The organism is Marinobacter sp. JSM 1782161, from assembly GCF_011421605.1.
Classification (GTDB): Bacteria; Pseudomonadota; Gammaproteobacteria; order Pseudomonadales; family Oleiphilaceae; genus Marinobacter_A; species Marinobacter_A bohaiensis.
Window position 1 is genome coordinate 725,470 of record NZ_WSSA01000003.1, and the last position, 23,158, is coordinate 748,627.

The window sequence follows — 23,158 nt, forward strand, 5'->3', positions numbered from 1 at the left end:
TGCGCTTCTGTATCAACCGCCTGTGGCGTTCATGAACCGCAGGATTTGAGGTTCGGAATCGTGGGAGAAGTAATGGCGCTCGGGCTTGAGCTTCATCGCCTCGTGCAGGGCTCGCTGAACAGCCAGGTCATCGCCGGGGCGGGAACGGATAATCTCGCGGAAATCCATGGAGTGTTCGTTGCCCAGGCACAGCAGCAGCCGGCCTTCGGTGGTCAGGCGAACCCGGTTGCAGTCACCACAGAAGTTGTGACTGTGAGGTGAAATGAAGCCGATGCGGTTGGCCTCGTAGCCCTCTGCCCGCCAGTAGCGGGACGGACCACCGGTATCAACGGACATCGGGCTCAGGTCGAACGCTTCGCCCAGACGTTCGCGGATCTCATCGCTGGAACAGAAAGCTTCGGCCCGGTCGTGCTCGGTGATCACACCCAGCGGCATTTCCTCGATAAAGCTGATATCCAGCCCACGCTCCAGGGCAAAACGCACCAGCGGAACCACTTCGTCGTCGTTGCGCCCCTTGAGCACCACCGCATTAAGCTTGGTGTGCTCGAAACCGGCGTCACGGGCAGCGTCAATACCGGCCAGTACGCGCTCCAGACGACCGGTGCGGGTGAGCTGCCGGAAGCGCTCGGGGTCGAGGGTATCGAGGCTGATGTTCAGGCGATCCAGACCAGCGTCTTTCAGCGGAACCGAGTACTTATCGAGCTGGCCACCGTTCGTGGTCATGCACAGCTCCCGCAGGCCGGACATCGCCTTAAGCCGCTCCACCAGACCAACCACTCCCGGCCTGACCAGTGGCTCGCCACCGGTCAGGCGAATCTTGGTGACCCCGCAGGCCACCAGATTACGGGCAATGGCTTCGATCTCTTCCAGCGACAGGATCTGGGACTTGGGGAGGAAGGTCATGTCTTCCGCCATGCAATAGACACAGCGAAAATCGCATCGGTCCGTGACGGAGATGCGCACGTAGGTGACCTCGCGTCCGAAATTGTCGACCAATGCTGCTGTCATGTTCAGCTCCGCTTCCAGTGTCCGGACCGGCCGCCCTGTTTTTCCAACAGCCGGACCCGGCCGATTTCCATGCCGCGGTCCACCGCCTTGCACATGTCGTAGAGGGTCAGCGCCGCGACATTGACCGCCGTCAAGGCCTCCATCTCTACGCCGGTCTGGCCGGTCAGGCGGCACCGCGCCGTGATCTGCACGCCGCTCTCACCGTCTCCGTCGCCCGTCTTCGGCGCCAGTTCCACCTTAACAGACGTCAGGTTCAATGCGTGACACAGCGGAATCAACTCGTGGGTTTTCTTGGCCGCCATGATGCCGGCGATGCGCGCCGTGGCCAGCACATCCCCCTTGGGATGCTCGCCTTCGATGATCATGGCCACCGTCTCCGGCTGCATGGCGATAAAGCCTTCGGCCCGCGCCTCGCGGCTGGTGGCGGCCTTGTCGGTCACATCCACCATGCGCGCGGCGCCGGTGTCATCCAGGTGTGTCAGCTTGCTCAAGGTATCCTGCTTCCTCTGTCGGATGGTCACCACCAGGCGCTGATGCCGGCAACACCCTGGCCGCCCGCATCACGTGCCCTGGCAATGGCCGTGAAATCGAGCCCACCCAGGGCGTAAACCGGCAGCGTGGCGCCGCCAGCCAGGTTGACGAACGCTGACCAGCCCAGGGACGCCGCCCCCGGATGGCTCCGCGTGGCTTCCACCGGGCCCAGCGTTGCGAAATCGGCGCCGATGGCCGCGGCATGCTGCAACTCCGCCTCATTGTGACAGGATACGCCCAACAGCGCCTCGCTGACCAACGGTCGCGCATCCAGACCGGCCGCTACCCGCCATGGCAGGTGTACGCCGGCTGCCGGCAGGCTATCCAGCCTCTCCGGTGCACCGTGGAGCATCACACCGATCTGCCGCGGGCCGCACCAGTCGATCAGGCGGGCGGCCAGGGACCGATAGTCGTTCTCCTCCAGCCAGGGAGCCCGCAATAGGAACAGCTCGGGCCGCAGATGGTCCAGGCGCGCGCACAGATGCTGGTAGAGCGCATCGCCGCCCAGCCCCTCACCGCCGCTGACGGGATAGGCGCGAGGCAGCCGGAGCGCCCGGATGATCGGGCGGTTGGCCGCTGGGAAGGCGTCGTCGCGCAGGGCGTCCTGATCCAGCCACTGCACCGGCTGGCCTTCCCGACCGTGGGGTTCGCCGTCGAACGACGATGTTTGCCAGACGTCGAGGAAGACCCGCTTGTCCCCGTAGTCGTGACGAATGCCGATCACCGGTTCCAGGGAAGCGCCCGCCACGCGGATACCGACTTCCTCCGCCAACTCACGCACCAGCGCCTGCTGGACCGTCTCTCCCGGCTCTACCTTGCCGCCGGGAAACTCCAGCAGACCGCCCTGATGGGCGTCCTCGGGACGGCGCGCGATCAGCACCCGGTCGCCCCGGCGCACCACGCCGACCGCCACATGCACGTGTTTCATGTCAGGTCCGGTACTCGGCGTTGATGGTCACGTAGTCCTGGGACAGGTCGCAGGTCCACACCGTGTCGTTGACCTCTCCCCGACCCAGGCCGACGCGGATGGTAATGTCAGACTCGTCCATCACCGCCTGGCCGCGGGCTTCGGTGTAATCGGCCGCGCGGCCACCGTTGCGCACCAGGGCGACGTCCCCCAGGTCGATTTCAATAGCGGACAGGTCCAAATCGGGCACGCCCGCGCGCCCCACCGCGGCCAGGATGCGGCCCCAATTGGGATCGGAGGCGAACAGCGCAGTCTTGACCAGCGGCGAATGGGCCAGGGTGTAGGCCACATCCAGCGCTTCCTGCGTGCTGGCCGCCTGCTCCACCCGGATGGTGATGAACTTGGTGGCACCCTCACCGTCCCGCACGATGGCGTGAGCGAGGGTCATGAACACCGCTTTCAGCGCTTCGCGGAAGGCATTGAGGTGCGGGCTGTCGGCGGTCAGCCGGGCCGCTTCGCTGCGTCCCGTGGCGACCAGCATGCAGGCGTCGTTGGTGGAGGTGTCGCCGTCGATGGTGATGCGGTTGAACGACTGCTCACCCAGTTCGGACACCAGGCTCTGTAGCAGGGCCGGCTCGATATCCGCGTCGGTGGCCAGGAAGCCCAGCATGGTCGCCATGTTGGGGCGAATCATGCCGGCACCCTTGCTGATGCCGGAAATATGTACCGGCTTGCCGTCCAGCTCCAGCCGACAGGTGGCGCCCTTGGGCAGGGTATCGGTGGTCATGATGCCTTCGGCCGCCTCGGCCCAATGGTTCTCGGCCAGGTTGTCCAGCGCCTCCGGCAAACCATTGCGGATGACCTCGACGGGCAGGGGTTCGCCGATAACACCCGTGGAAAACGGCAGCGTCTGGTTCGGCGCGGTGCCGGTCAGGTCCGCCAGTGCGGCGCAACAGGTCCGGGCATCGGCCACACCCTGCTCGCCATTACCGGCGTTGGCGTTGCCGGTGTTGATTAGCAGGAACCTTGGCGCAGCCTGGGACAGATGCTCGCGGGTCACCAGGACCGGCGCCGCACAGAACTGGTTGCGGGTAAAAATTCCGGCGACCTGGGCGCCTTCCTCCAGCGCCATGACCACCAGGTCGCGCCGCCCAGGCTTTTTGATGCCAGCCCGGGCCACGCCCAGACGCAGGCCGGTGATCGCGTGAAAGTCCGGCAGGGGACCCAATCCAACCGCCATTGGCTTACTCCTCTCTATCTCTGGGCAAGGCGAAAATCGCCGTAAAACAAAAAACGTCCGCAAGAGCGGATTGCCGGGGCAGATCCGATCCAGCGGACGTTGCTGGTGTCATGCGCATTTCCCGCCCGGAACACCGTCAATCGCGACGCTGCTGGCGCGGGCCCGGAAGTGGCCTCAGGCCACCTTACCGTGACACTGCTTGTACTTCTTGCCGGACCCACAGGGACACGGCTCGTTACGCCCCACCTTGCGCTCATTGCGCACGAAGGTTTCCGGCTGTGGGCGGGGCTGGCCGCCTGGCTCACCGTCGCCGCCCGGGGTGTCACCGCTGGCCTGGGCCGTCGCACTGGCTTCGTCATGCTTGAGGTTGGCGGCCGCCATCTGGCGTTCCAGCTCCTCGCGACGACGACGCTCGATTTCTTCCATTTCCTGCTCACCCTGGACCCGCACATGGCACAGGATGCGCGCCACATCGCGCTTCATCGCATCCAGCATGTTCTCGAACAGGTTGAAGGCCTCGCGCTTGTACTCCTGCTTCGGGTTCTTCTGGGCGTAGCCACGCAGGTGAATACCCCGGCGTAGATGATCCATGTTGGACAGATGCTCTTTCCACAGGGTGTCGAGCACCTGCAGGAAGACCTGCTTCTCGAAGTTGCGCATGGCCTCGGCCCCGGCCACCGCTTCTTTTTCCTGGTAGACCTTGACCACTTCGTCGAGGATGCGCTCGCGCAGACTTTCCTCGTACAGGCGGTCGTCCTCGTCCAGCCACTGCTGGATCGGCAGCTCGATGGCCATCTCGGACTGCAGCTGCGCTTCCAGACCGGCAATGTCCCACTGTTCGGGCATGCTCTGCGGCGGAATGTAGTCGCTGATCAGGTTGTCCACCACGTCGGCGCGGACGGTCTGCACCAGCTCGCTGATGTCCTCGGACGCCATGATCTCGTTGCGCTGCTCGTAGATTACGCTGCGCTGGTCGTTGGCCACATCGTCGTATTCCAGCAGCGTCTTGCGCATGTCGAAGTTGCGACCCTCGACCTTGCGTTGGGACTTCTCGATGGCGTTGGTGACCATGCGGTGCTCGATGGCCTCGCCCTTCTTCATGCCCATCGCCTGCATGATGTTCTTGACGCGATCCGGTGCGAAGATCCGCATCAGGTTATCTTCCAGCGACAGGAAGAAACGGGACGAGCCCGGATCCCCCTGGCGGCCGGCACGGCCCCGCAGCTGGTTGTCGATGCGGCGGGATTCGTGGCGTTCGGTACCAACGATGTGGAGACCGCCGGCCTCCAGCACCTTGTTGTGGGTTTCGGTCCACTCGGCCTTGATCTTGGCGATCTGTTCCTCGGACGGATTGTCCAATTCCGCCACTTCCGTTTCCCAGTTGCCGCCGAGCACGATGTCAGTGCCGCGGCCGGCCATGTTGGTGGCGATGGTCACCGCGCCGGGGCGGCCCGCCTGGGCGATCACGTGGGCCTCGCGCTCGTGCTGCTTGGCGTTGAGGACCTGGTGGTCGATCTTGGCCTTGCGCAGCAGCATCGACAGCAACTCGGATGCCTCGATGGAGCCGGTCCCCACCAGCACCGGGCGACCTTCGCCGGTCACGTCCTTGATTTCGTCGATGATGGCCTGGTACTTCTCTTCCTGGGTCAGATACACCAGATCGTTGTAGTCGATGCGCTGGATCGGCCGGTTGGGCGGAATGACCACAACGTCGAGGCCATAGATCTGACGGAACTCGAAAGCTTCGGTATCGGCGGTGCCGGTCATGCCCGCCAGCTTGTTGTACAGGCGGAAATAGTTCTGGAAGGTGGTGGAGGCCAGGGTCTGGCTCTCGGCCTGGATCTTGACCCCTTCCTTGGCTTCGATGGCCTGGTGCAGCCCCTCGCTCCAGCGACGGCCCGGCATGGTCCGGCCGGTGTGTTCGTCGACGATGACCACCTGGCCACCCTGGACGATGTAGTCGATGTCGCGCTGGAACAGGTGATGCGCCCGCAGGGCGGAATGCACATGGTGCAACAGGCTCAGGTTGGTGGCGGAATAAAGGCTGTCGCCCTCTTCCAGCAGGCCCTTGTCGATCAGCAGCTGTTCGACCTTCTCGTGGCCGGCCTCGGTCAGCTCCACCTGACGGCTCTTCTCGTCGATGGTGAAATCACCGGTGGGCTCACCCTCTTCCACCGGCTCGCCCATGTCCAGGCTCGGCACCAGGGTGTTGACCGCAAGATACAGTTTGGAGCTGTCCTCCGCGGCGCCGGAGATGATCAGCGGCGTCCGCGCTTCGTCGATCAGGATGGAGTCCACTTCATCGACAATGGCGTAGTTCAGCCCGCGCTGGACCTTGTCAGCGGTGCTGAAGGCCATGTTGTCGCGCAGATAGTCGAAACCGAATTCGTTGTTGGTGCCATAGGTGATGTCGGCCGCGTAGGCCTCGCGCTTGGACTGGCCGTCCTGTCCGGCCACGATCACACCCACCTGCAGACCCAGGAAGCGGTACAGCTGGCCCATCCACTCGGCGTCCCGCGAGGCCAGGTAGTCATTCACCGTGACCACGTGCACACCTTCGCCGGGCAGCGCGTTCAGGTAGACGGAAGCGGTCGCCACCAGGGTTTTACCCTCACCGGTCTTCATCTCGGCGATGTGGCCTTCATGCAGGGTGATACCACCAATCAACTGAACATCGAAGTGGCGCATGCCCATGACACGCCGACCGGCCTCACGCACGGTGGCAAAGGCTTCCGGCAGCAGTTGGTCCAGCGTCTCGCCTTCGTCCAGGCGCCGGCGGAATTCCGCGGTCTTGCCTTGCAGTTCGGCATCGGAAAGCGCGGTAAAGGACTCTTCCAGATCGTTGATGCTGGAGACGACCTTGCGCATCCGCTTAATTTCCCTGGCATTCTTGCTGCCGAACATCTTGGTTGCGAGCTTCGTGAACATAGACCACTGCTTCTTTGATTAACGAAATACGCCACCGGGGCGGCGCCTGCCATTCTCAGGATATCCCCACCGGGGAAAGGCATCGTTGAAGACACCGCACCGCGGTACGGTGGGACATGGGGAGCCATCCCGGACATGCCATACAAGAACGGCATTCTAACCTTATTTGTTTTGAAGGCGAAAGGTAGGTCCGGTTTCCCGCGTGACCCGGGCCGTCTGGCCGCTTTGGGTCGGCCAATCAGCCAAAAAAAAGCCACTTGCGGTATCCCGAAGTGGCTTTGTTGTGCAGCCGCTATCGGCTGGCACGTTTGATGTAGTCTTCCGGGTTCTGGCTCTTGCCGTTGCGCCTCACCTCGAAGTGCACATGCGGGCCTGTCGAGCGCCCAGTGCTTCCCATCAGGGCAATCAACTGGCCTTTCTGGACCACGTCGCCGACCTTGACCTTGACGGTCTTGCAGTGACCGTAACGGGTCACCAAGCCATCACCGTGGTCGATCTCCACCAGGTTACCGTAACCATAACGATCCCCGGCCCAGGTGACGACGCCGGCCGCCACGGCAATGATGTCGCTGCCTTCCTTACCGGCCAGGTCAACGCCGTCGTGCCACGTGCGTTTGCCGGTGAAGGGATCTGAACGATAGCCATAACGGGAAGACAGCCAGCCCCAGGTAATGGGCCGACCGGCCACAAAGCGCTCGTCCTCGATGCGCTCCTGGGACAGGAGCTGGTCGAGCAGGCGCAATTGCTGTTCGCGGTCGCCGATACGTTCGTCGAGCTGGTCGATCATGGCGCTCAGTTCCGGGGCACCGTAGCTTTCCCCGTCACCAGGTTCCTCCGGACCACCAACAGCCGGGGCCTGATCAAAATCGAATTCGCCGTTGTCCAGATGCGCGGATTCAACGAGCCGCTGGCCCAAGGCATCCAGGCGCAGCAGGCGACCCTGCATCTGGCCCAGGCGCAGGGTCAGGGCATCGACCTGCTGACCGGTGGTTTCACGCACACGGGTCAGGGCATCGGCCTGCTCATGGATGCGCGCCTCCCAATTCCGGATCAACGACGGCGACGCACCGTAGGCCACGGGCTCGGGCGCAACGGCACCAAGCTGGTAACCCGCCCAGCCAACGCCACCGATGACAGCGCTCGCCAGCACCAGCAGACACGCCACAACCGGCATATTAAGCCGAACCGAACGGGACTTGCCCGGGTTCTTGCCGACGAAAATAATGTTCATAGTTACACGATCACTTATCGGAACCACCCGGCTCACGCCCTGAGCCGCATGGTGATCATCAACAATCCTGCCGGACGTCCATATCCGGATTGCAGAGCATAGCCGCGGTGCTATCATCCACTGGACGGCTTTCGCTCCGTCAATCCACTCGTCGAAGGGTGTTGCAAAAGCGACGGCATGCCCACTGCTCCAGAGCTTGTCATCACTCCGCCGTTTTGCTGCGACACCTTTGGAACACCCTCTTCGGGCAGGATGACAACACTCGTCACCCCCGGGAAAAGCGGGCCATGAAAAGTTATCCCCAAGATTACAGCCAGTTTAATACAGGGCTTCATCCACAAACCGTGCCAAATAGTAACCAATCGTAACGGGCGACGTCGAGTTCCTGTGGCCGTACAATACACAAGCGACCCGCGACCACGGACATCGAGCTCACGACAACCGGCTGGACACTGATGAGACGCAAGACCAACCTTTCCCTGGAACCCAGCGATACCCGGCACCCCCCGAACCTGCGCCGTTTACTCGCCCATGCGGAAGTGCACCGGCGAGCCGAGCAAGTCGTGCTTCACGCGCTGCCGGACAACCTGCGGAACCACTGCCGGTTCCTCAGCTATCACGACGGCGACCTGGTGCTGTCTGCGGAAAGCAGCATGACCGCCAGTCAGCTTCGTCTGCGTCAGCGTGAAATTCTCGAAGTGCTGCGGAAGGAACCGGACTTCCAGCACGCCTGGCGCCTGAAAGTGAAGGTGGCACCGCCCCGCCCCAAGCGGAAGCCGGTGTACCAGAAGGAAGCCTTGAGCAAAGAAAATGCCCGGCTCCTGGATCAGGAGGCCGGGCATACGAAGGACGAAGGTTTACGCGAAGTTCTCGAAAAACTGTCTCGTCACGTCAAGGACTGAGCGTCCTGCTCAGCCCTGTGCCACGAGTACCGGCTTGAGGTAGGAAATCGGAGCCGTGGCTTCGTCGTCGAAGGTCACCACTTCCCACGCATCCTCTTCCGCCAGCAGCTTGCGCAGCAGCCTGTTGTTCAGGTCGTGCCCGGACTTCAGGCCACGGAACTCACCGATCAGACTGTTGCCCAGCTGGTACAGGTCGCCGATAGCGTCCAGAACCTTGTGCTTGACGAACTCATCTTCGTAGCGCAAGCCGTCTTCGTTCAGGATTTTGTAGTCGTCAACGACAATCGCGTTATCGACACTACCACCCAGCGCCAGATTCATGGAGCGCAACTTCTCGATATCGCGCACGAACCCGAAAGTCCGTGCACGACTGACCTCCTTCACGAAGGACGTGCTGGAAAAGTCGACCGTGGCGTACTGGGCGCGGCCCTTGAAGACCGGATGATCGAAGTCGATGCCGAAGCTGACCTTGAAGCCCTCGAACGGCAGGAACGTCGCCTTCTTGTCGCCGTCCTCGACGCTTACTTCCCGCTTGATGCGGATAAAGCGCTTCGCCGCGTCCTGCTCGGCAATGCCCGCCGACTGCAGAAGGAACACGAAAGGACCGGCACTGCCGTCCATGATGGGCACTTCGGCGGCACTCAGCTCGACATAACAGTTGTCGATGCCCAGCCCGGCCATCGCGGACAGCAGATGCTCAACAGTGGCAACCCGGACACCGTCCTTGACCAGCGTCGTGGACAGCATCGTTTCACCGACGTTTTCAGCGTACGCCTTGATCTCGGCAACCGGATCCAGGTCCGTTCTCCGAAATACGATTCCAGTATCAACCGGCGCAGGCTTGAGCGTCAGATAGACTTTCTCACCCGAGTGCAAACCGACCCCGGTCGCACGGATGGTGTTTTTAAGCGTACGTTGTCTAATCATCGTACAAAAATCCGTCACAAAAGTTATCTATCATTCGGGTAAAAACTGCGCGCAGCTTACCAGAAAGACCAACTGAACACCATTTAACCAGCCTTTAATAACACAAGGCTATGGCTATGACCTTTCTAGATTCTCTCTATTCTATCCCGAATCCCTATTGAGACAGTTTATCAGTCAGCCTGGCGACGCAGGAATGCGGGAATATCGAGATAGTCGACACTCTGCTCATCCCCTTCACGCTCCTGGTCAACCGCCACGTTGCCATTGGCAACAGCTCGGCGGCGCAGTACGGCCGGGCGATCCAGCTGGTGATAGTCTGTCTTGCCGTCCAGTGTCCTTGTGTTGTCCACCACTTTGGTCGGTTTCTCGCGATCACCGCCCAAACCGGTGGCGACCACAGTCACCTTCAGCTCATCGGTCATTTCGGGGTCGATCACGGTGCCGACAACCACGGTCGCGGCGTCAGAGGCAAATTCGCGGACAATGTCGCCCACCTCGGAAAATTCGCCCAGGTTGAGGTCCATACCTGCAGTAATGTTAACCAGGATACCCTTGGCGCCCTGCAGGTTGATGTCTTCCAGCAGCGGGCTGCGAACGGCGGCTTCGGCGGCTTCGCGGGCGCGGTTTTCTCCGGTGGCCCGGGCCGTGCCCATCATGGCCATGCCCATTTCCGACATGACGGTTTTCACGTCGGCAAAGTCGACGTTGATCATACCGTTGCGGGTGATCAGGTCGGCAATGCCCTGAACGGCGCCCAGCAACACGTCGTTAGCGGCTGCAAAAGCATCGAGAAGACTAGTCTTCTTGCCCATAACAGCAAGCAGTTTTTCGTTAGGAATCGTAATCAGCGAGTCGACGCTGTCTTCCAGGTCTTTCAGGCCCGCCTCGGCCACGGTCATGCGCTTGCCGCCCTCGAAGGTAAACGGCTTGGTCACGACGGCAACGGTAAGGATACCCAGTTCACGGGCCACTTCCGCCACAATCGGCGCGGCGCCCGTCCCGGTACCGCCACCCATACCGGCGGTAATAAAGACCATATCAGCGCCCTGCAGCGCTTCGGCGATACGGTCGCGGTCTTCCAGAGCCGACTGGCGCCCCACTTCGGGGTTGGCACCGGCACCCAGGCCCTTGGTGATGTTGCCTCCAAGTTGAATGACCTGCTTGGCGCCCATATCGGCGAGCGCCTGGGCGTCGGTATTGGCGCAGATAAAATCCACACCCTCGATGTCGCTGGTCAGCATGTGACGTACGGCGTTGCCGCCACCACCACCGACACCAATGACTTTTATAACAGCGTTTTGCTGAACATTATCGACAAGTTCGAACATTTCCCCTACTCCTTCGTTTTCGTTCCGGCCTTCGCTGACCGGTATTTTTCGAGAGACCTTCGTTTGTGTTGGCCGGCGTTACCGGCCCGGCCACGGGTGACCGGTTCTCAGAAATTCCCTGTGAACCAGTTCTTCATGCGCTCAAACAGCGAGGGGGCATCCTCCTGCTTGAGCACGGGTCCCTTACCCAGGTCCATCTGGCGGAACCCGTGTATCAACAACCCAACCCCCGTGGCATAGATCGGGTTATTGACTACATCGGTCATACCGGACACGGCCTGCGGCGAGGCCAGCCGTACCGGCATGTGAAATATTTCCTCGGCCAGCTCCACCACGCCTTCCATGGTGGACGAGCCGCCGGTGATCACGATGCCGGCGGGGATCATCTCTTCGAAACCGGAGCGGCGCAGTTCGGCCTGAACCAGCGTGAAAAGTTCCTCGTAGCGCGGCTCGACCACTTCGGCCAACGCCTGGCGAGAGAGATCCCGCGGCGCCCGCTCGCCGACGCTGGGAACCTTGATGGTCTCGTCGGCACCGGCCAGTTGCGTCAGCGCGCAGGCATACTTGATCTTGATTTCCTCAGCGTTCTGCGTCGGCGTGCGCAGGGCCATGGCGATGTCATTGGTCACCTGGTCACCGGCGATGGGGATCACGGCGGTGTGACGGATGGCCCCACCGGTGAAGACCGCGATATCGGTCGTCCCGCCACCGATGTCGACCACGCATACGCCCAGTTCCTTCTCGTCCTCGACCAACACGGCATGGCTGGACGCCAGTTGCTCCAGGATCACGTCGTCCACATCCAGACCGCAGCGTCGCACGCACTTCTCGATGTTCTGGGCGGCGTTCACGGCGCAGGTCACCAGGTGAACCTTGGCCTCCAGACGGACACCCGACATACCCAGCGGTTCCTTGATGCCCTCCTGGTTATCGATGACGAACTCCTGGGGCAGAATGTGCAGCACCTTCTGGTCGGCTGGAATCGCCACCGCCTGGGCCGCGTCGATCACCCGGTCGATATCCGCCTGGGTCACTTCCCGGTCGCGGATCGCCACGATGCCGTGGGAGTTGAGGCTGCGGATGTGACTGCCGGCAATACCCGCGTAAACGGAATGGATACGGCATCCAGCCATCAGCTCGGCTTCCTCGACGGCCCGCTGGATGGCGTTGACGGTGGTTTCGATGTTGACCACCACACCCCGCTTGAGACCGCGGGACGGGTGCGAACCGATGCCCACGATTTCGATCGTGCCGTCCAGTTTGCGCTTGCCGACAATGGCCACCACTTTCGAGGTGCCAATATCCAGGCCGACAATCATGTTTTCCGTTTCAACCCCTGACATGTGCTTCACTCACCGGATGAATGGTCTATGAATTTTTCTCAGGCGCTTTCTCAAGCGTCTTCCAGCGCACCGCCACGCCATTGGTGTAGCGCGCGTCGATACGTTCCACCTGGTCAGCCCGGCTGACCAACTTCTTCTCGTATACCGTCAGGAACCGTTCGAACCGGTTCTCGACGTGGTCCCGCCCGAGCGCGACCTCGATGCCGTTGCTCATGTGCAGTGTCCAGGCGCCGCGTTTTTCCAGCGTCAGCCCGGCAAAGCCGATCTTGCGCTCATGCAGCATCTTCGCCATTTGCCGCGCCCGGGCCATGACTTCGTCGATGCGGTCATCCGGCCCGGCCAGATGCGGCAGTGCGCCTGCCACCTCCGGGTTGGCCGGTTCAAAGACGTGCCCCGAATGCCCGATGATCTCGTCATCGTTCCAGTAGGCCAGCGGCTTTTCCTCGCGGATGTCGACGGCCAACTGGTCCGGCCAGACCCGCCGTACGGCGGCCGAATCAACCCAGGGCTCACGCTCCACGGTCCGCTTGACGTCTTCCAGATCCGTGGCAAAAAAGCTGCGTCCGATCAATCCTTTGAGATCAGCCCGCAGGCGGGTCTTGTCCAGACCCTGAAAATCCCCTTCCACCTGAATGTCGACGATCTGCCGGTCCATGGCATTCAGCGCGGCGCCGGTAGCCCAGGGCACCAGCCCCGCCAGCACCAGCACCATCGCACCCAGTGACAACTGAACCCAGGGCAGCACCCGCAGCCATTCCCAGAGCAGCGCCAGCGGATTGAACCGCTCGCGTTCCGGCTCCAGGGATGACGCTCCCCGCCGCCGGGGCGGCTCTGGGGGCTGGCGCATGCGCAGGTTCAGTCGGTCATGCATCGGCGTCCTCCAGCGTGTCCGACAGGATGCGGACCACCAGCTCCTCGAAACTGAAGCCGGCAGCGCGGGCCGCCATCGGCACCAGACTGTGGTCAGTCATTCCGGGCACCGTGTTGACTTCCAGCACCCAGAATTCACCGTCATCGTCCTGCATGACATCGACCCGGCCCCAGGTCTGGCAATCCAGCACCCGGAACGCGTCCAGTGCCAGATGCTGCAGGCGCAGCTCGTCATCCGGCGCCAGGCCGCAAGGCACCCGGTACTGGGTGTCGTTGCTCAGGTACTTGGCGTCGTAGTCATAGAACACGTGATCGGTGCTCAGACCGATCGCCGGCAGCGCCCGTCCCTGCAGGACGCTCACCGTAAACTCCGGGCCCTCGACCCATTCCTCCACCAGCACCAGCGGGTCGTGCTCGCTGGCCACACGGTAGGCCTCGATCAACTCGTCCCGGCTGGTCACCTTGCGAATACCGATGCTGGAGCCTTCACGCGAGGGCTTGACGCTCAACGGCAGGCGCAGCGACCGCAGCAGGTCATCGGCCTCCCGCTCGCCGGCCATGGCGCGGAAGCGGGGCGTCTTCAATCCGCACCCTTCCAGCACGTACTTGGTACGCAGCTTGTCCATCGCCAGCGCCGAGGCCATCACGCCGCTGCCGGTATAGGGAACGCCCGCCTCCGACAGGATGGCCTGGATCGTCCCGTCCTCGCCGCCGCGACCGTGCAGGGCGATGAACACCCGGTCGTAATCCCCCGGGCGCACCACATCGAGCAGGCTGCCCTGGACGTCGACGCCATAGGCATCCACGCCGGCCGCGATCAGCGCATTGAGCACCGCCTCTCCGCTCTTCAGGGATACCGCCCGTTCCGCCGAATCGCCGCCCATCAGCACCGCCACTCGGCCCAGCGCCTTGAGCAGGTCCGGATCGGCCTGGTAGTTGGTGACGGCGTTCATGCGCCACCTCCGCCAACGAAGCCGGATTTGGACAGGCGTGCAGCCAGCCCGCCGATATCACCAGCACCCTGGGTAAACAGGACATCGCCGTCCTTGAGCGTGCGTGACAGTAACCGGTTGATGTCGTCGTCTTTTTCCACGAACACCGGTTCTACATTGCCCCGCTGGCGGATGCTGCGGCACAGGCTGCGGCCATCCGCGCCCGGAATGGCGGGTTCCCCGGCGGCATAGACGTCCATCAGCAGCAGCGCGTCCACGTCGGACAGCACCTTGACGAAATCCTCGTAGAGATCCCGGGTACGGCTATAGCGATGCGGTTGATACAGCATGACCAGCCGCCGGTCCGGCCAGGCCTCGCGAGCGGCACGGATGATCGCGCCGACTTCCGTGGGGTGGTGGCCGTAATCGTCCACCAGCGTCACTGAGCCGTCGGCGATCGGGTAGTCGCCGTACACCTGGAAACGGCGTCCGACACCGGCAAAGCCCGCCAGCCCGGCAGTAATGGCCGAGTCGTCGACTCCTTCGTCACTGGCGACCGCAATCGCTGCCAGCGCGTTCAGCACGTTGTGCCGGCCGGGCATGCGCAGCGACACCTTGAGGTCGGACCGGCCACCCGGGCGCTTGACCAGGAAGTGGGTGCGCAAACCGTCGGACTGGATGTCCACCGCCCGGTAGTCGGCGCTCTCGTCGTCGATCCCGTAAGTGATGATGGCCCGTGAGATGCGCGGGGTAATTTCGCGCACGTAGGCATCGTCACTGCACATCACCGCCACGCCGTAGAACGGCAGGTTGTGGAGGAAGTCGACGAAGGTCTGCTTCAGCTTCTCCAGGTCGTTGCCGTAGGTGTGCATGTGGTCGGCTTCGATGTTGGTGACCACGGAAATCACCGGCGTCAGGTGCAGGAACGAGGCATCGCTCTCGTCCGCTTCCGCCACCAGGTAACGCGACCCGCCCAATTGGGCATTGGTGCCGGCGCTGTTGAGCTTGCCGCCAATAACGAAAGTCGGGTCCAGACCGCCCTCGCCCAGGATCGAGGCGATCAGGCTGGTCGTCGTGGTCTTGCCGTGGGTGCCGGCAACCGCAATGCCGTGGCGATAGCGCATGATTTCCGCCAGCATCTCGGCACGGGGCACGATCGGTACCCGACGCTCCCGCGCCGCGGCCACTTCCGGGTTGTCCGACTGAACGGCGGTGGACACCACCACCACGTCGGCGTCGGCACTGTTCTGCGCCTCGTGGCCGATGAAGATCTGCACCCCGAGGCCTTTCAGGCGCTCGGTGACGGCGCCGGCCTTGAGGTCCGAGCCGGAAACCTCGTAACCCTGGTTATGCAGGACTTCGGCAATGCCGCACATGCCGGCGCCACCGATGCCCACGAAGTGGATCCGGCGGATACGGCGCATCTCAGGCACCTGATAAACCAGCGGCGGATTGGTCGATTCAGCCATGGGCCGCCTCCAGACAATAGTTCACAACTCGCTCCGTAGCGTCGGCACGGGCCAGGGACCGCGCGGCTTCCGCCAATGCCACAACCTGGTTGCGGTCATCGAGCAGGCCGCTCAGCGTTTCGGCCAGCACCTCGTCAGTCAGTTTGTCCTGCGGGATCAGCATCGCGGCTCCCGCCTGTACCATCTGCTGGCCGTTCAGCGTCTGGTGATCGTCAACGGCGTGGGGGAACGGCACCAGGATGGCGCCCAGTCCCACCGCGCAAAGTTCCGCGATGGTCAGAGCTCCGGCGCGGCACAGCACCACGTCTGCCCATCTGTAGGCTTCGGCCATATCCTGGATAAACGGCTCCAGGCTGGCCTCGACACCGGCCTCCCGATAGCAGGCTTCGGTGTCTTCGAGGTTGCGCGTGCCGCACTGGTGACGCACGGTCATCCGATCCGCCCCCAACTGAGCCAGCACGCGCGGCACGGTTTCGTTGATGGCCCGGGCGCCAAGGCTGCCGCCGAGCACCAACAGGCGTAGCGGCCCCTGCCGGCTGTTAAAGCGTGTCCCGGGCGCTTCCATCGTCGCCAGGTCGCCACGCACCGGGTTGCCGGTATAGCGGGTCACCACGTCCTGTCCAAAGCTACCGGGAAAGGCCTCCATGACCGTCTTGGCAAAACGCGCCAGAATACGGTTAGTCATCCCGGCAATGGCGTTCTGCTCGTGCACCAGCAGGGGGGTGCGGGTCAGCCAGGCGGCCATGCCGCCCGGACCGGTGACGAAACCACCCATGCCAATCACGCAATCGGGACGGATCCGGCGAACGATCCCCAAAGCCTGCCCCAGCGCACGCACCAGACGGAACGGCGCCGTTACCAGCGCCAGACGGCCCTTACCTCGCAGGCCGGAGACCGAAATCGTGGCCATGGGGATATCCGTCTCGCTGATCAGGCGCTCTTCCATCCCGCCTTTCGAGCCCAGCCAGAACACTTCATGCCCCTGCTCCTGCAGACGCCGGGCCGTCGCCAGCGCGGGAAACACGTGACCGCCGGTACCGCCGGCCATCACCAGGAAGCGCTTAGTCGTCATAACGGGCGCCCCCCTTTCGCTTCGGTTTGCCGTCGTTCTTCTGTTCGAGGGCATCCAGCCGTTCCATTTCGATCCGTGCCAGCACCCCGATGCACACGCAGGTGGCCAGCAGGCTGCTGCCACCGTAGCTGACCAGCGGCAGGGTCAAACCCTTGGTGGGCAGCAGCCCGGTGTTGACCGCGATATTGATCGCCGCCTGCAGACCGATCAGCAGCGTCAGGCCATAACCGAAACAGGAAGCGAACGGCATTCCCGCCTGCTCCGCCCGCCGGGAAATCTTCAGCCCGACCCAGACCAGCAGACCGAACAGCGCCAGGATGGCCAGCGATCCGGCCAGACCGAATTCCTCGGCGATGATGGCGAAGATAAAATCGGTGTGGGCCTCAGGCAGGTAGAACAGCTTCTGCACCGAATTGCCCAACCCGACGCCAAACCACTCGCCGCGCCCGAAAGCGATCAGCGACTGGGTCAGCTGGTAACCGGTATCGAACTGGTCCTGCCAGGGATCCAGGTAGGACACCACCCGTTTCAGCCGGTACGGCTGAAACACGACCAGCGCCGCGCCCACCGCCACACACACCGCAATCAGCGGCAGGAAACGACTCAGGCGCACGCCGGACAGGAAAATCATGCCCAGTGCCGCCGTCATCAGCACCACCGTGGCGCCGAAATCCGGCTCGGTCACCAGCAGCACCGACGCGATGGCCAGCACGATGACCGGCTTGAGGAACCCCAGCCAGGTGTTGACCAGCTCGTCCCGCCGACGCACCACGTAGCCGGCGAGGTATGCGATCAGACAGATCTTGGCCACTTCCGATACCTGCACGTTGAACAGGCCCAGCGGAATCCAACGGGTCGACCCGTTCACCGTGCGGCCCAGCGGCGTCAGTACCAGCGCCAGGACCAGCAGGCCCACCCCCAGCAACAGCCAGCCGCTGCGCGACCACCAGCTCAGCGGCACATTGGCCACCGCGAGGCACAGCAACGCGCCCATGATCGCGTAGACGAACTGCCGGCCCAGGTAATAGAAGGCGGAGCCGGTGTTCTGGGCCGCGGTATCCATAGAGGCAGAGCCGATCATGACCACACCGATCAGCAACAGGCCGACCGCGCTAAAGATCAGTAGCGGCAAGGGCTGCAGCGACAAGCCGTTGGGACGGAGGGCCAGTGCGCGATTCATGACAGCGCCTCCACCCGTTCGATAAAGGCCGCCCCGCGCGCCTCATAGTTGCGGAACATGTCCAGGCTGGCACACGCCGGTGACAGCAGAACCCGGTCGCCCTTGCGGGCCTGGGCCGCCGCGGCATCGACGGCCTCGGCCAGATCCGCCACCCGGGTCACCACGACCGCGCCGTCCAGAGCCTGCTCCAGGCGTTCCGCGTCCTTGCCGAAAACCACAACACCGCGGCAGCGCCTGCCGGCGGCATCCCGCAGCGGGCCGAAATCGGCGCCCTTGCCGTCGCCGCCGGCTATCAGGACCAGTTGCCCCTCGGCCGGCGCCAGACTTTCGAGTGCGGCAACGGTGGCGCCGACATTCGTGCCCTTGGAATCGTTGATGTAATCCACGCCGTTGACCGAGCGCACGAACTCACAGCGATGCGGCAGACCACGGAACGAACGGGCGGCCTTCAACATGGCGTCCATCGGCAGCCCGGCGCAGTCGCCCAAGGCCAACGCCGCCATGACGTTGAGCAGATTGTGGCGGCCGATCAGCTTCAGCTCGTCGGCGGGAATCAGGTTGTCGAAGCCGTAGGTGATCCAGAGCTGCCCCTCATCCTCACGCAAGCTGAAGGTTTCCGGGTTGATCCGGTGCTCGCCATAGCAGCGGAACGTCAGATTGTCCCGGGCCATCGGCTGGCTCAGGGCGTCGTCCAGGTTGATCACGGCCTTGCGGCAGCCGTTATAGATGCGCTGCTTGGCCTGGAAATAGGCCATCTTCGTCGGATAACGATCCATGTGATCGTCGGTGACATTGAGGATGGTTGCCGCCTCGGCGCCCAGCTCCCCGGTGGTCTCCAACTGGAAACTGGACAGCTCGAGCACGTACAGCTCGACGTCGTCCGCCAGCAAATCCAGAGCCGGTGTACCGATGTTGCCACCGACCTCCACCCGGACGCCGGCTTCACGCGCCATCTCACCCACCAGGGTGGTGACGGTGGTCTTGCCGTTGGAACCGGTGATGGCGACGATCGGCGCCCGGGCCGCCTCACTGAATAGGTCGATATCGCCCCGGATCTGGGCACCCCATTCCCGCGCCCGGGCGATCACCGGTGTCTCAACGCTCAGGCCGGGACTGACGATCAGCTCGTTGTAGCCGGCGAAGAACTCGGGGTCGAAATCGCCACACTTCACCGTGACGTCGGGATACTGCTCGCGCAGCTCCGCCAGACCCGGCGGCTCGACGCGGGAATCGGCCACGGCAACAGACCGCCCCTGCCCATGCAGGTAGCGCACGCAGGAGAGCCCGGTCTTACCGAGCCCGACTACCAATGTGCGACGATCTGAAGCGATAACACTCATCGATTCACCTACGCCCTAGCGTATCTTCAACGTGGCCAGCCCGATCAGGACCAGCACGACGGTCACGACCCAGAAGCGCACGATCACGCGCGGCTCGGGCCAGCCTTTCAATTCAAAGTGATGGTGCAGCGGCGCCATGCGAAAGATGCGGCGACCGGTCAGCCGGTATGACGCCACCTGCAGGATCACCGACACGGTCTCCATGACGAACACGCCGCCCATGATGAACAGCACCAGTTCCTGGCGTACGATCACGGCGACCACGCCCAGTGCGGCGCCGAGGGCCAGGGCACCCACGTCCCCCATGAACACCTGTGCCGGATAGGTGTTGAACCAGAGAAACCCCAGCCCGGCACCCACCAGGGATCCACAGAACACGATCAGCTCGCCACTGCCCGGCAGGTGCGGGATCAGCAAATAGGACGCGAACTCGGCGTGGCCGGACAGGTAGCAGAAAATCGCCAGCGCCGCGGCCACCATGACCGTAGGCATGATGGCCAGCCCGTCCAGGCCGTCGGTCAGGTTCACGGCATTACTGCTGCCGACGATCACGAAATAGGTCAGCAGAATGAAAGCCACCGGCCCCATCACCAGACTCACGTTCTTGAAGAACGGCAGGAACAACGACGTCTCCTGCGGCAGTGAGGAGGAATAGAACAGGGCCACCGCGGCGCCCGCACCGATCACGGACTGCCAGAAGTACTTCCAGCGCGCCGGCAACCCGCGCGGGTTACGCTCCACCACCTTGCGATAGTCATCGACCCAGCCGATGGCGCCGAACAACAGTGTCACCAGCAGGGTAACCCAGACATAGCGGTTGGTGAGGTCCGCCCACAGCAGGGTGCTGATGGCGATCGCCACCAGGATCAGGGAGCCGCCCATGGTGGGCGTGCCGGCCTTGCTCAGATGGGTCTGGGGACCGTCATCACGAACCGCCTGACCGATCTGGTACTGCCCCAGCTTGCGAATCATGGTCGGGCCGATAATCAGCGAAATCAGCAGCGCCGTGAGCACGCCGAGAATGCCGCGCAGGGTCAGGTAACGGAAAACCGTCAGTTCATCAAAATACTGTGCCAGGAAGTCTGTCAGCCAGAGCAACATCAGCTATTCACCTTCTTTATTAATGCCCTGACCACGTTATCCATGGCAGAACTGCGAGATCCTTTAACCAGAACGGTTGCGGGTGGATGCACCTCCGTCGACAGCCACTCGGCCGCCTCGTCGTGAGTGGCAAAGACCCGGGCAGCCGGCCCGAAGCCCTTCACGTAACCGTCGACGCCGTCGCCGACCAACACCAGCTGAGCAACGCCAAGGCGGGCGGCGAGCGCGCCCACTTCCCGATGCAGCGATTCAGCGTCGGCCCCCAGCTCGGCCATCTGCCCCAGCACGGCCACCGATTCGCCATCCTGCTCGGCCACGTACTCAATGGCGGCCTTCATGGAGGTGGGATTGGCGTTATAACTGTCATCCACCAGATTGACGCCGGACTGTAACGCAATCTTCTCCAGACGACCTTTAACGGGTTTTAATTCAGTCAGGCCGCGATAGATGGCCTCATCGGACACGCCCATCTCCCGGGTCGCGGCAATGGCCATCATGGCGTTAACCAGGTTGTGCTCTCCGGGCAGGTTCAGGCGCACCGGGCAAAGCCAGCCATCCGGCCCCACCACGTCGAACACCACCGCGCCATCTTCAGCACGAACATTACGATAGTGATAGTCGACGCCATTTTCCCCGGACTTGCCGACCGCCAGCACGCGACGCTCGCCCGCCCGGGCCCGCCATGTAGCGCAGGCCGGATCATCAGCATTGAGGATCACCGCGCCATCGAACGGGACGCCGTCGATGATTTCGCCCTTGGCCTGGACGATGTTCTGGTAACTGCCGAAGCCTTCCAGGTGTGCCTCACCGGCGTTGGTGATGATGGCCACGTCCGGCCGCGCAAGATTCACCGTGTAGGCAATCTCGTTCAGTCCGCTGGCGCCCAGCTCGATCACCGCGTATCGGTGTTGCGGGGCGAGCCGGAACAGGGTCAGCGGAACGCCGATGTGATTGTTCAGGTTGCCCTGGGTCGCCAGTGTTTCACCGGCCTGCCGCAGGATCGCCGCCAGCATTTCCTTGACGGTGGTCTTGCCACTGCTGCCAGTCACCGACACACAGCGAACCGGGCTCGCCAGACGGTTCCCCAAGGCCAGCTTCCCGAGGGCCTGGACCGTGTCGTCCACACACAACTGCGGAGCCTTGATGCCTTCCTGCAGGGAGTCGACAACCACGCCGACAGCACCGGCGTCGATGGCCTGCTGCAGGTACTGGTGCCCGTCAAACCGGTCGCCGCGCAGGGCCACGAACAGGTCGCCCGGTTGCAGAGTCCGGGTATCGGTCGACACGCCGCGATACTCCACCGCCGAGGCCATGGGGTTGGCTCCGATCATTTCAGCGGCATCCCGCAGGGTGAAAGCGTGCATCATGGCTGCGCCTCCCGGTCGACCAACGCCTGGCGAACCACGCCGGCGTCGCTGAAATCGAACCGCTCTCCCTGGATTTCCTGATAGGTTTCGTGCCCTTTGCCGGCCACCAGGATCACGTCACCGGGTTGCGCCTCGAAGACGGCCTGCCGGATGGCCTGCTCCCGATCATGCGCGATGGCCACACGCTCCGCCTCGCGGAAACCGGCCACGATGTCCCGCACAATGTGTTCGGGCGCTTCGCTGCGCGGGTTGTCGTCGGTCACAATCACCTGATCGGCAAACCGCTCCGCTTCGACCGCCATCTCCGGCCGCTTGCCGGCATCGCGATCGCCGCCGCATCCGAACACGCACCACAGCTGCCCCTCGACGTGGGGTTTGATGGCTTCCAGCGCGTTGTGCAGGGCGTCCGGCGTGTGGGCGTAGTCCACCACAACGCGCACACCACCGGCTCCGGCAAAGCTTTCCAGCCGCCCCGGGGGTGGCACCAGCCGCTGCACGGCCCGTTCGATATCGTCCGGCGAAACACCCAGCTGCAGAGCCGTTGCCACGGCCGCCAACAGGTTGCTCACATTAAACGTGCCCATCAATGGCGCCTGCAGAGTCATGGCGCCCCACTTGCCGTCTACCGACGCTTCGAAACCATCGACATGGGCCTTCAGAGCTTTCAGCCAGAGCTCCGTCTGGGACTCGTGAAGGCTGTAGCGAATCAGATCCGCCTCGCCGGTCAGCTGCTCGTAGAGCTGACGGCCGAACGGGTCGTCGAAATTAAGCACGGCGAACTCAAGGCCGTCGCGACGGAACAGCAGGCTCTTGGCCTCTGCGTAGGCATCCATGCTGCCGTGATAGTCCAGGTGATCCCGGGTCAGGTTGGTCAGCACGCCACCGCGGATGTGAAGGTCGTCGACCCGCCCCTGATCCAGCGCGTGGGAGGAAACCTCCATCGCCACCGCTTTGCCACCCGATACGCGAATCCGTCGCAGGGCCTGATTGATGCGCACAACGTCCGGCGTGGTGTGGGTCGCTTCGGTCATCTGCCCGCCGATGCCATAGCCCAGCGTGCCAATCACCCCGCACTGGTGTCCGGCGGCACTGAGCAACTGGCTGATGTAATGGGTCACGGACGTCTTGCCATTGGTGCCGGTCACGCCGATGACATCCATCTCCTGCGACGGCGAGCCATAGAAGCGATCAGCGATGACACCCAGTTGCTGGCGCAGGTCCGCCACCGGCACGACCAGGATACCGGCGCGCTCATAGCACAAACGGGGCTCATCCACCTCCAGAAGGACCGCGACCGCTCCCGCTTCGGTGGCCTGATCCAGATAATGGTCAGCCGGCGTGCGAGCGCCGCGCAGGGCAGCAAAGGCATCACCGGAGCGTACTTCACGGCTGTCCGCCGTCAGCCCATGCACCGTAACGTCGAATACGGAAGGCACATCGGCGATATCGGCAAGAAGGGATTGGAGAGATGTCATACACATG

At 63.2% G+C, this 23,158-nt stretch carries 19 protein-coding genes; 1 reads left to right on the forward strand and 18 read right to left on the reverse strand.

What is annotated here, in order from left to right:
* Window positions 1-12: 12 nt before the first annotated feature.
* The 6 genes from moaA to GQB00_RS16215 all read right to left on the reverse strand — a co-directional run bounded on the left by moaA (window position 13) and on the right by GQB00_RS16215 (window position 7,845).
* Window positions 13-1,008, reverse strand: a complete 996-nt coding sequence (gene moaA, locus GQB00_RS16190; RefSeq protein ID WP_165857060.1) for a GTP 3',8-cyclase MoaA — start codon at window positions 1,006-1,008, stop codon at window positions 13-15.
* A gap of 2 nt (window positions 1,009-1,010) precedes the next feature.
* Window positions 1,011-1,499, reverse strand: a complete 489-nt coding sequence (moaC, locus tag GQB00_RS16195; RefSeq protein WP_165857061.1) for a cyclic pyranopterin monophosphate synthase MoaC — start codon at window positions 1,497-1,499, stop codon at window positions 1,011-1,013.
* Between the two features lie 26 nt (window positions 1,500-1,525).
* A complete protein-coding gene (locus GQB00_RS16200; RefSeq protein WP_165857062.1) occupies window positions 1,526-2,467 on the reverse strand; it encodes a Nudix family hydrolase in 942 nt (313 codons plus the stop codon).
* A 1-nt stretch (window position 2,468) separates the two neighbouring features.
* On the reverse strand, window positions 2,469-3,686 hold the full coding sequence (argJ, locus tag GQB00_RS16205; protein WP_165857063.1) for a bifunctional glutamate N-acetyltransferase/amino-acid acetyltransferase ArgJ: 1,218 nt from the start codon (window positions 3,684-3,686) through the stop codon (window positions 2,469-2,471).
* A 174-nt stretch (window positions 3,687-3,860) separates the two neighbouring features.
* The gene (secA, locus tag GQB00_RS16210; RefSeq protein ID WP_111497318.1) at window positions 3,861-6,614 is read right to left on the reverse strand and encodes a preprotein translocase subunit SecA; all 2,754 of its coding nucleotides are present in this window, start codon (window positions 6,612-6,614) and stop codon (window positions 3,861-3,863) included.
* A gap of 292 nt (window positions 6,615-6,906) precedes the next feature.
* Window positions 6,907-7,845, reverse strand: a complete 939-nt coding sequence (locus tag GQB00_RS16215) for a M23 family metallopeptidase (RefSeq protein ID WP_165857064.1) — start codon at window positions 7,843-7,845, stop codon at window positions 6,907-6,909.
* A gap of 455 nt (window positions 7,846-8,300) precedes the next feature.
* Between GQB00_RS16215 and GQB00_RS16220 the strand changes: the two genes are divergently transcribed.
* Window positions 8,301-8,747 carry a DciA family protein gene (locus tag GQB00_RS16220; RefSeq protein WP_165857065.1) on the forward strand — a complete coding sequence of 149 codons (447 nt, stop codon included), beginning with the start codon at window positions 8,301-8,303 and terminating at the stop codon, window positions 8,745-8,747.
* A 9-nt stretch (window positions 8,748-8,756) separates the two neighbouring features.
* On the opposite strand, the gene lpxC is transcribed toward GQB00_RS16220, so the two are convergent.
* The 12 genes from lpxC to GQB00_RS16280 all read right to left on the reverse strand — a co-directional run bounded on the left by lpxC (window position 8,757) and on the right by GQB00_RS16280 (window position 23,157).
* The gene (gene lpxC, locus GQB00_RS16225) at window positions 8,757-9,674 is read right to left on the reverse strand and encodes a UDP-3-O-acyl-N-acetylglucosamine deacetylase (RefSeq protein WP_111497315.1); all 918 of its coding nucleotides are present in this window, start codon (window positions 9,672-9,674) and stop codon (window positions 8,757-8,759) included.
* A gap of 170 nt (window positions 9,675-9,844) precedes the next feature.
* Complete coding sequence (ftsZ, locus tag GQB00_RS16230) at window positions 9,845-11,002, reverse strand: cell division protein FtsZ (protein WP_111497314.1); 1,158 nt, start codon at window positions 11,000-11,002, stop codon at window positions 9,845-9,847.
* A gap of 107 nt (window positions 11,003-11,109) precedes the next feature.
* On the reverse strand, window positions 11,110-12,345 hold the full coding sequence (gene ftsA / locus GQB00_RS16235) for a cell division protein FtsA (RefSeq protein WP_111497313.1): 1,236 nt from the start codon (window positions 12,343-12,345) through the stop codon (window positions 11,110-11,112).
* 25 nt (window positions 12,346-12,370) lie between these two features.
* Window positions 12,371-13,216, reverse strand: a complete 846-nt coding sequence (locus GQB00_RS16240) for a cell division protein FtsQ/DivIB (protein WP_111497312.1) — start codon at window positions 13,214-13,216, stop codon at window positions 12,371-12,373.
* Window positions 13,209-14,168: a D-alanine--D-alanine ligase gene (locus tag GQB00_RS16245; RefSeq protein ID WP_111497311.1), complete on the reverse strand. Its 960-nt coding sequence runs from the start codon at window positions 14,166-14,168 to the stop codon at window positions 13,209-13,211. Before GQB00_RS16245 ends, GQB00_RS16240 begins: the two co-directional genes overlap by 8 nt.
* Window positions 14,165-15,616, reverse strand: coding sequence for a UDP-N-acetylmuramate--L-alanine ligase (gene murC, locus GQB00_RS16250; RefSeq protein WP_111497310.1), 1,452 nt, complete (start codon window positions 15,614-15,616; stop codon window positions 14,165-14,167). Before murC ends, GQB00_RS16245 begins: the two co-directional genes overlap by 4 nt.
* Entirely contained in the window at window positions 15,609-16,688 is a 1,080-nt protein-coding gene (murG, locus tag GQB00_RS16255; RefSeq protein WP_165857066.1) for an undecaprenyldiphospho-muramoylpentapeptide beta-N-acetylglucosaminyltransferase, read from the reverse strand. The genes murC and murG overlap by 8 nt, the downstream gene beginning before the upstream one ends.
* On the reverse strand, window positions 16,678-17,868 hold the full coding sequence (gene ftsW, locus GQB00_RS16260; protein WP_165857067.1) for a putative lipid II flippase FtsW: 1,191 nt from the start codon (window positions 17,866-17,868) through the stop codon (window positions 16,678-16,680). The genes murG and ftsW overlap by 11 nt, the downstream gene beginning before the upstream one ends.
* Entirely contained in the window at window positions 17,865-19,208 is a 1,344-nt protein-coding gene (gene murD / locus GQB00_RS16265) for a UDP-N-acetylmuramoyl-L-alanine--D-glutamate ligase (RefSeq protein WP_165857068.1), read from the reverse strand. Before murD ends, ftsW begins: the two co-directional genes overlap by 4 nt.
* 15 nt (window positions 19,209-19,223) lie before the next feature.
* Entirely contained in the window at window positions 19,224-20,309 is a 1,086-nt protein-coding gene (gene mraY, locus GQB00_RS16270) for a phospho-N-acetylmuramoyl-pentapeptide-transferase (RefSeq protein WP_111497306.1), read from the reverse strand.
* Window positions 20,309-21,676 carry a UDP-N-acetylmuramoyl-tripeptide--D-alanyl-D-alanine ligase gene (locus GQB00_RS16275; RefSeq protein ID WP_165857069.1) on the reverse strand — a complete coding sequence of 456 codons (1,368 nt, stop codon included), beginning with the start codon at window positions 21,674-21,676 and terminating at the stop codon, window positions 20,309-20,311. Before GQB00_RS16275 ends, mraY begins: the two co-directional genes overlap by 1 nt.
* Window positions 21,673-23,157 carry a UDP-N-acetylmuramoyl-L-alanyl-D-glutamate--2,6-diaminopimelate ligase gene (locus GQB00_RS16280; protein WP_165857070.1) on the reverse strand — a complete coding sequence of 495 codons (1,485 nt, stop codon included), beginning with the start codon at window positions 23,155-23,157 and terminating at the stop codon, window positions 21,673-21,675. Before GQB00_RS16280 ends, GQB00_RS16275 begins: the two co-directional genes overlap by 4 nt.
* Window position 23,158 lies beyond the last annotated feature (1 nt).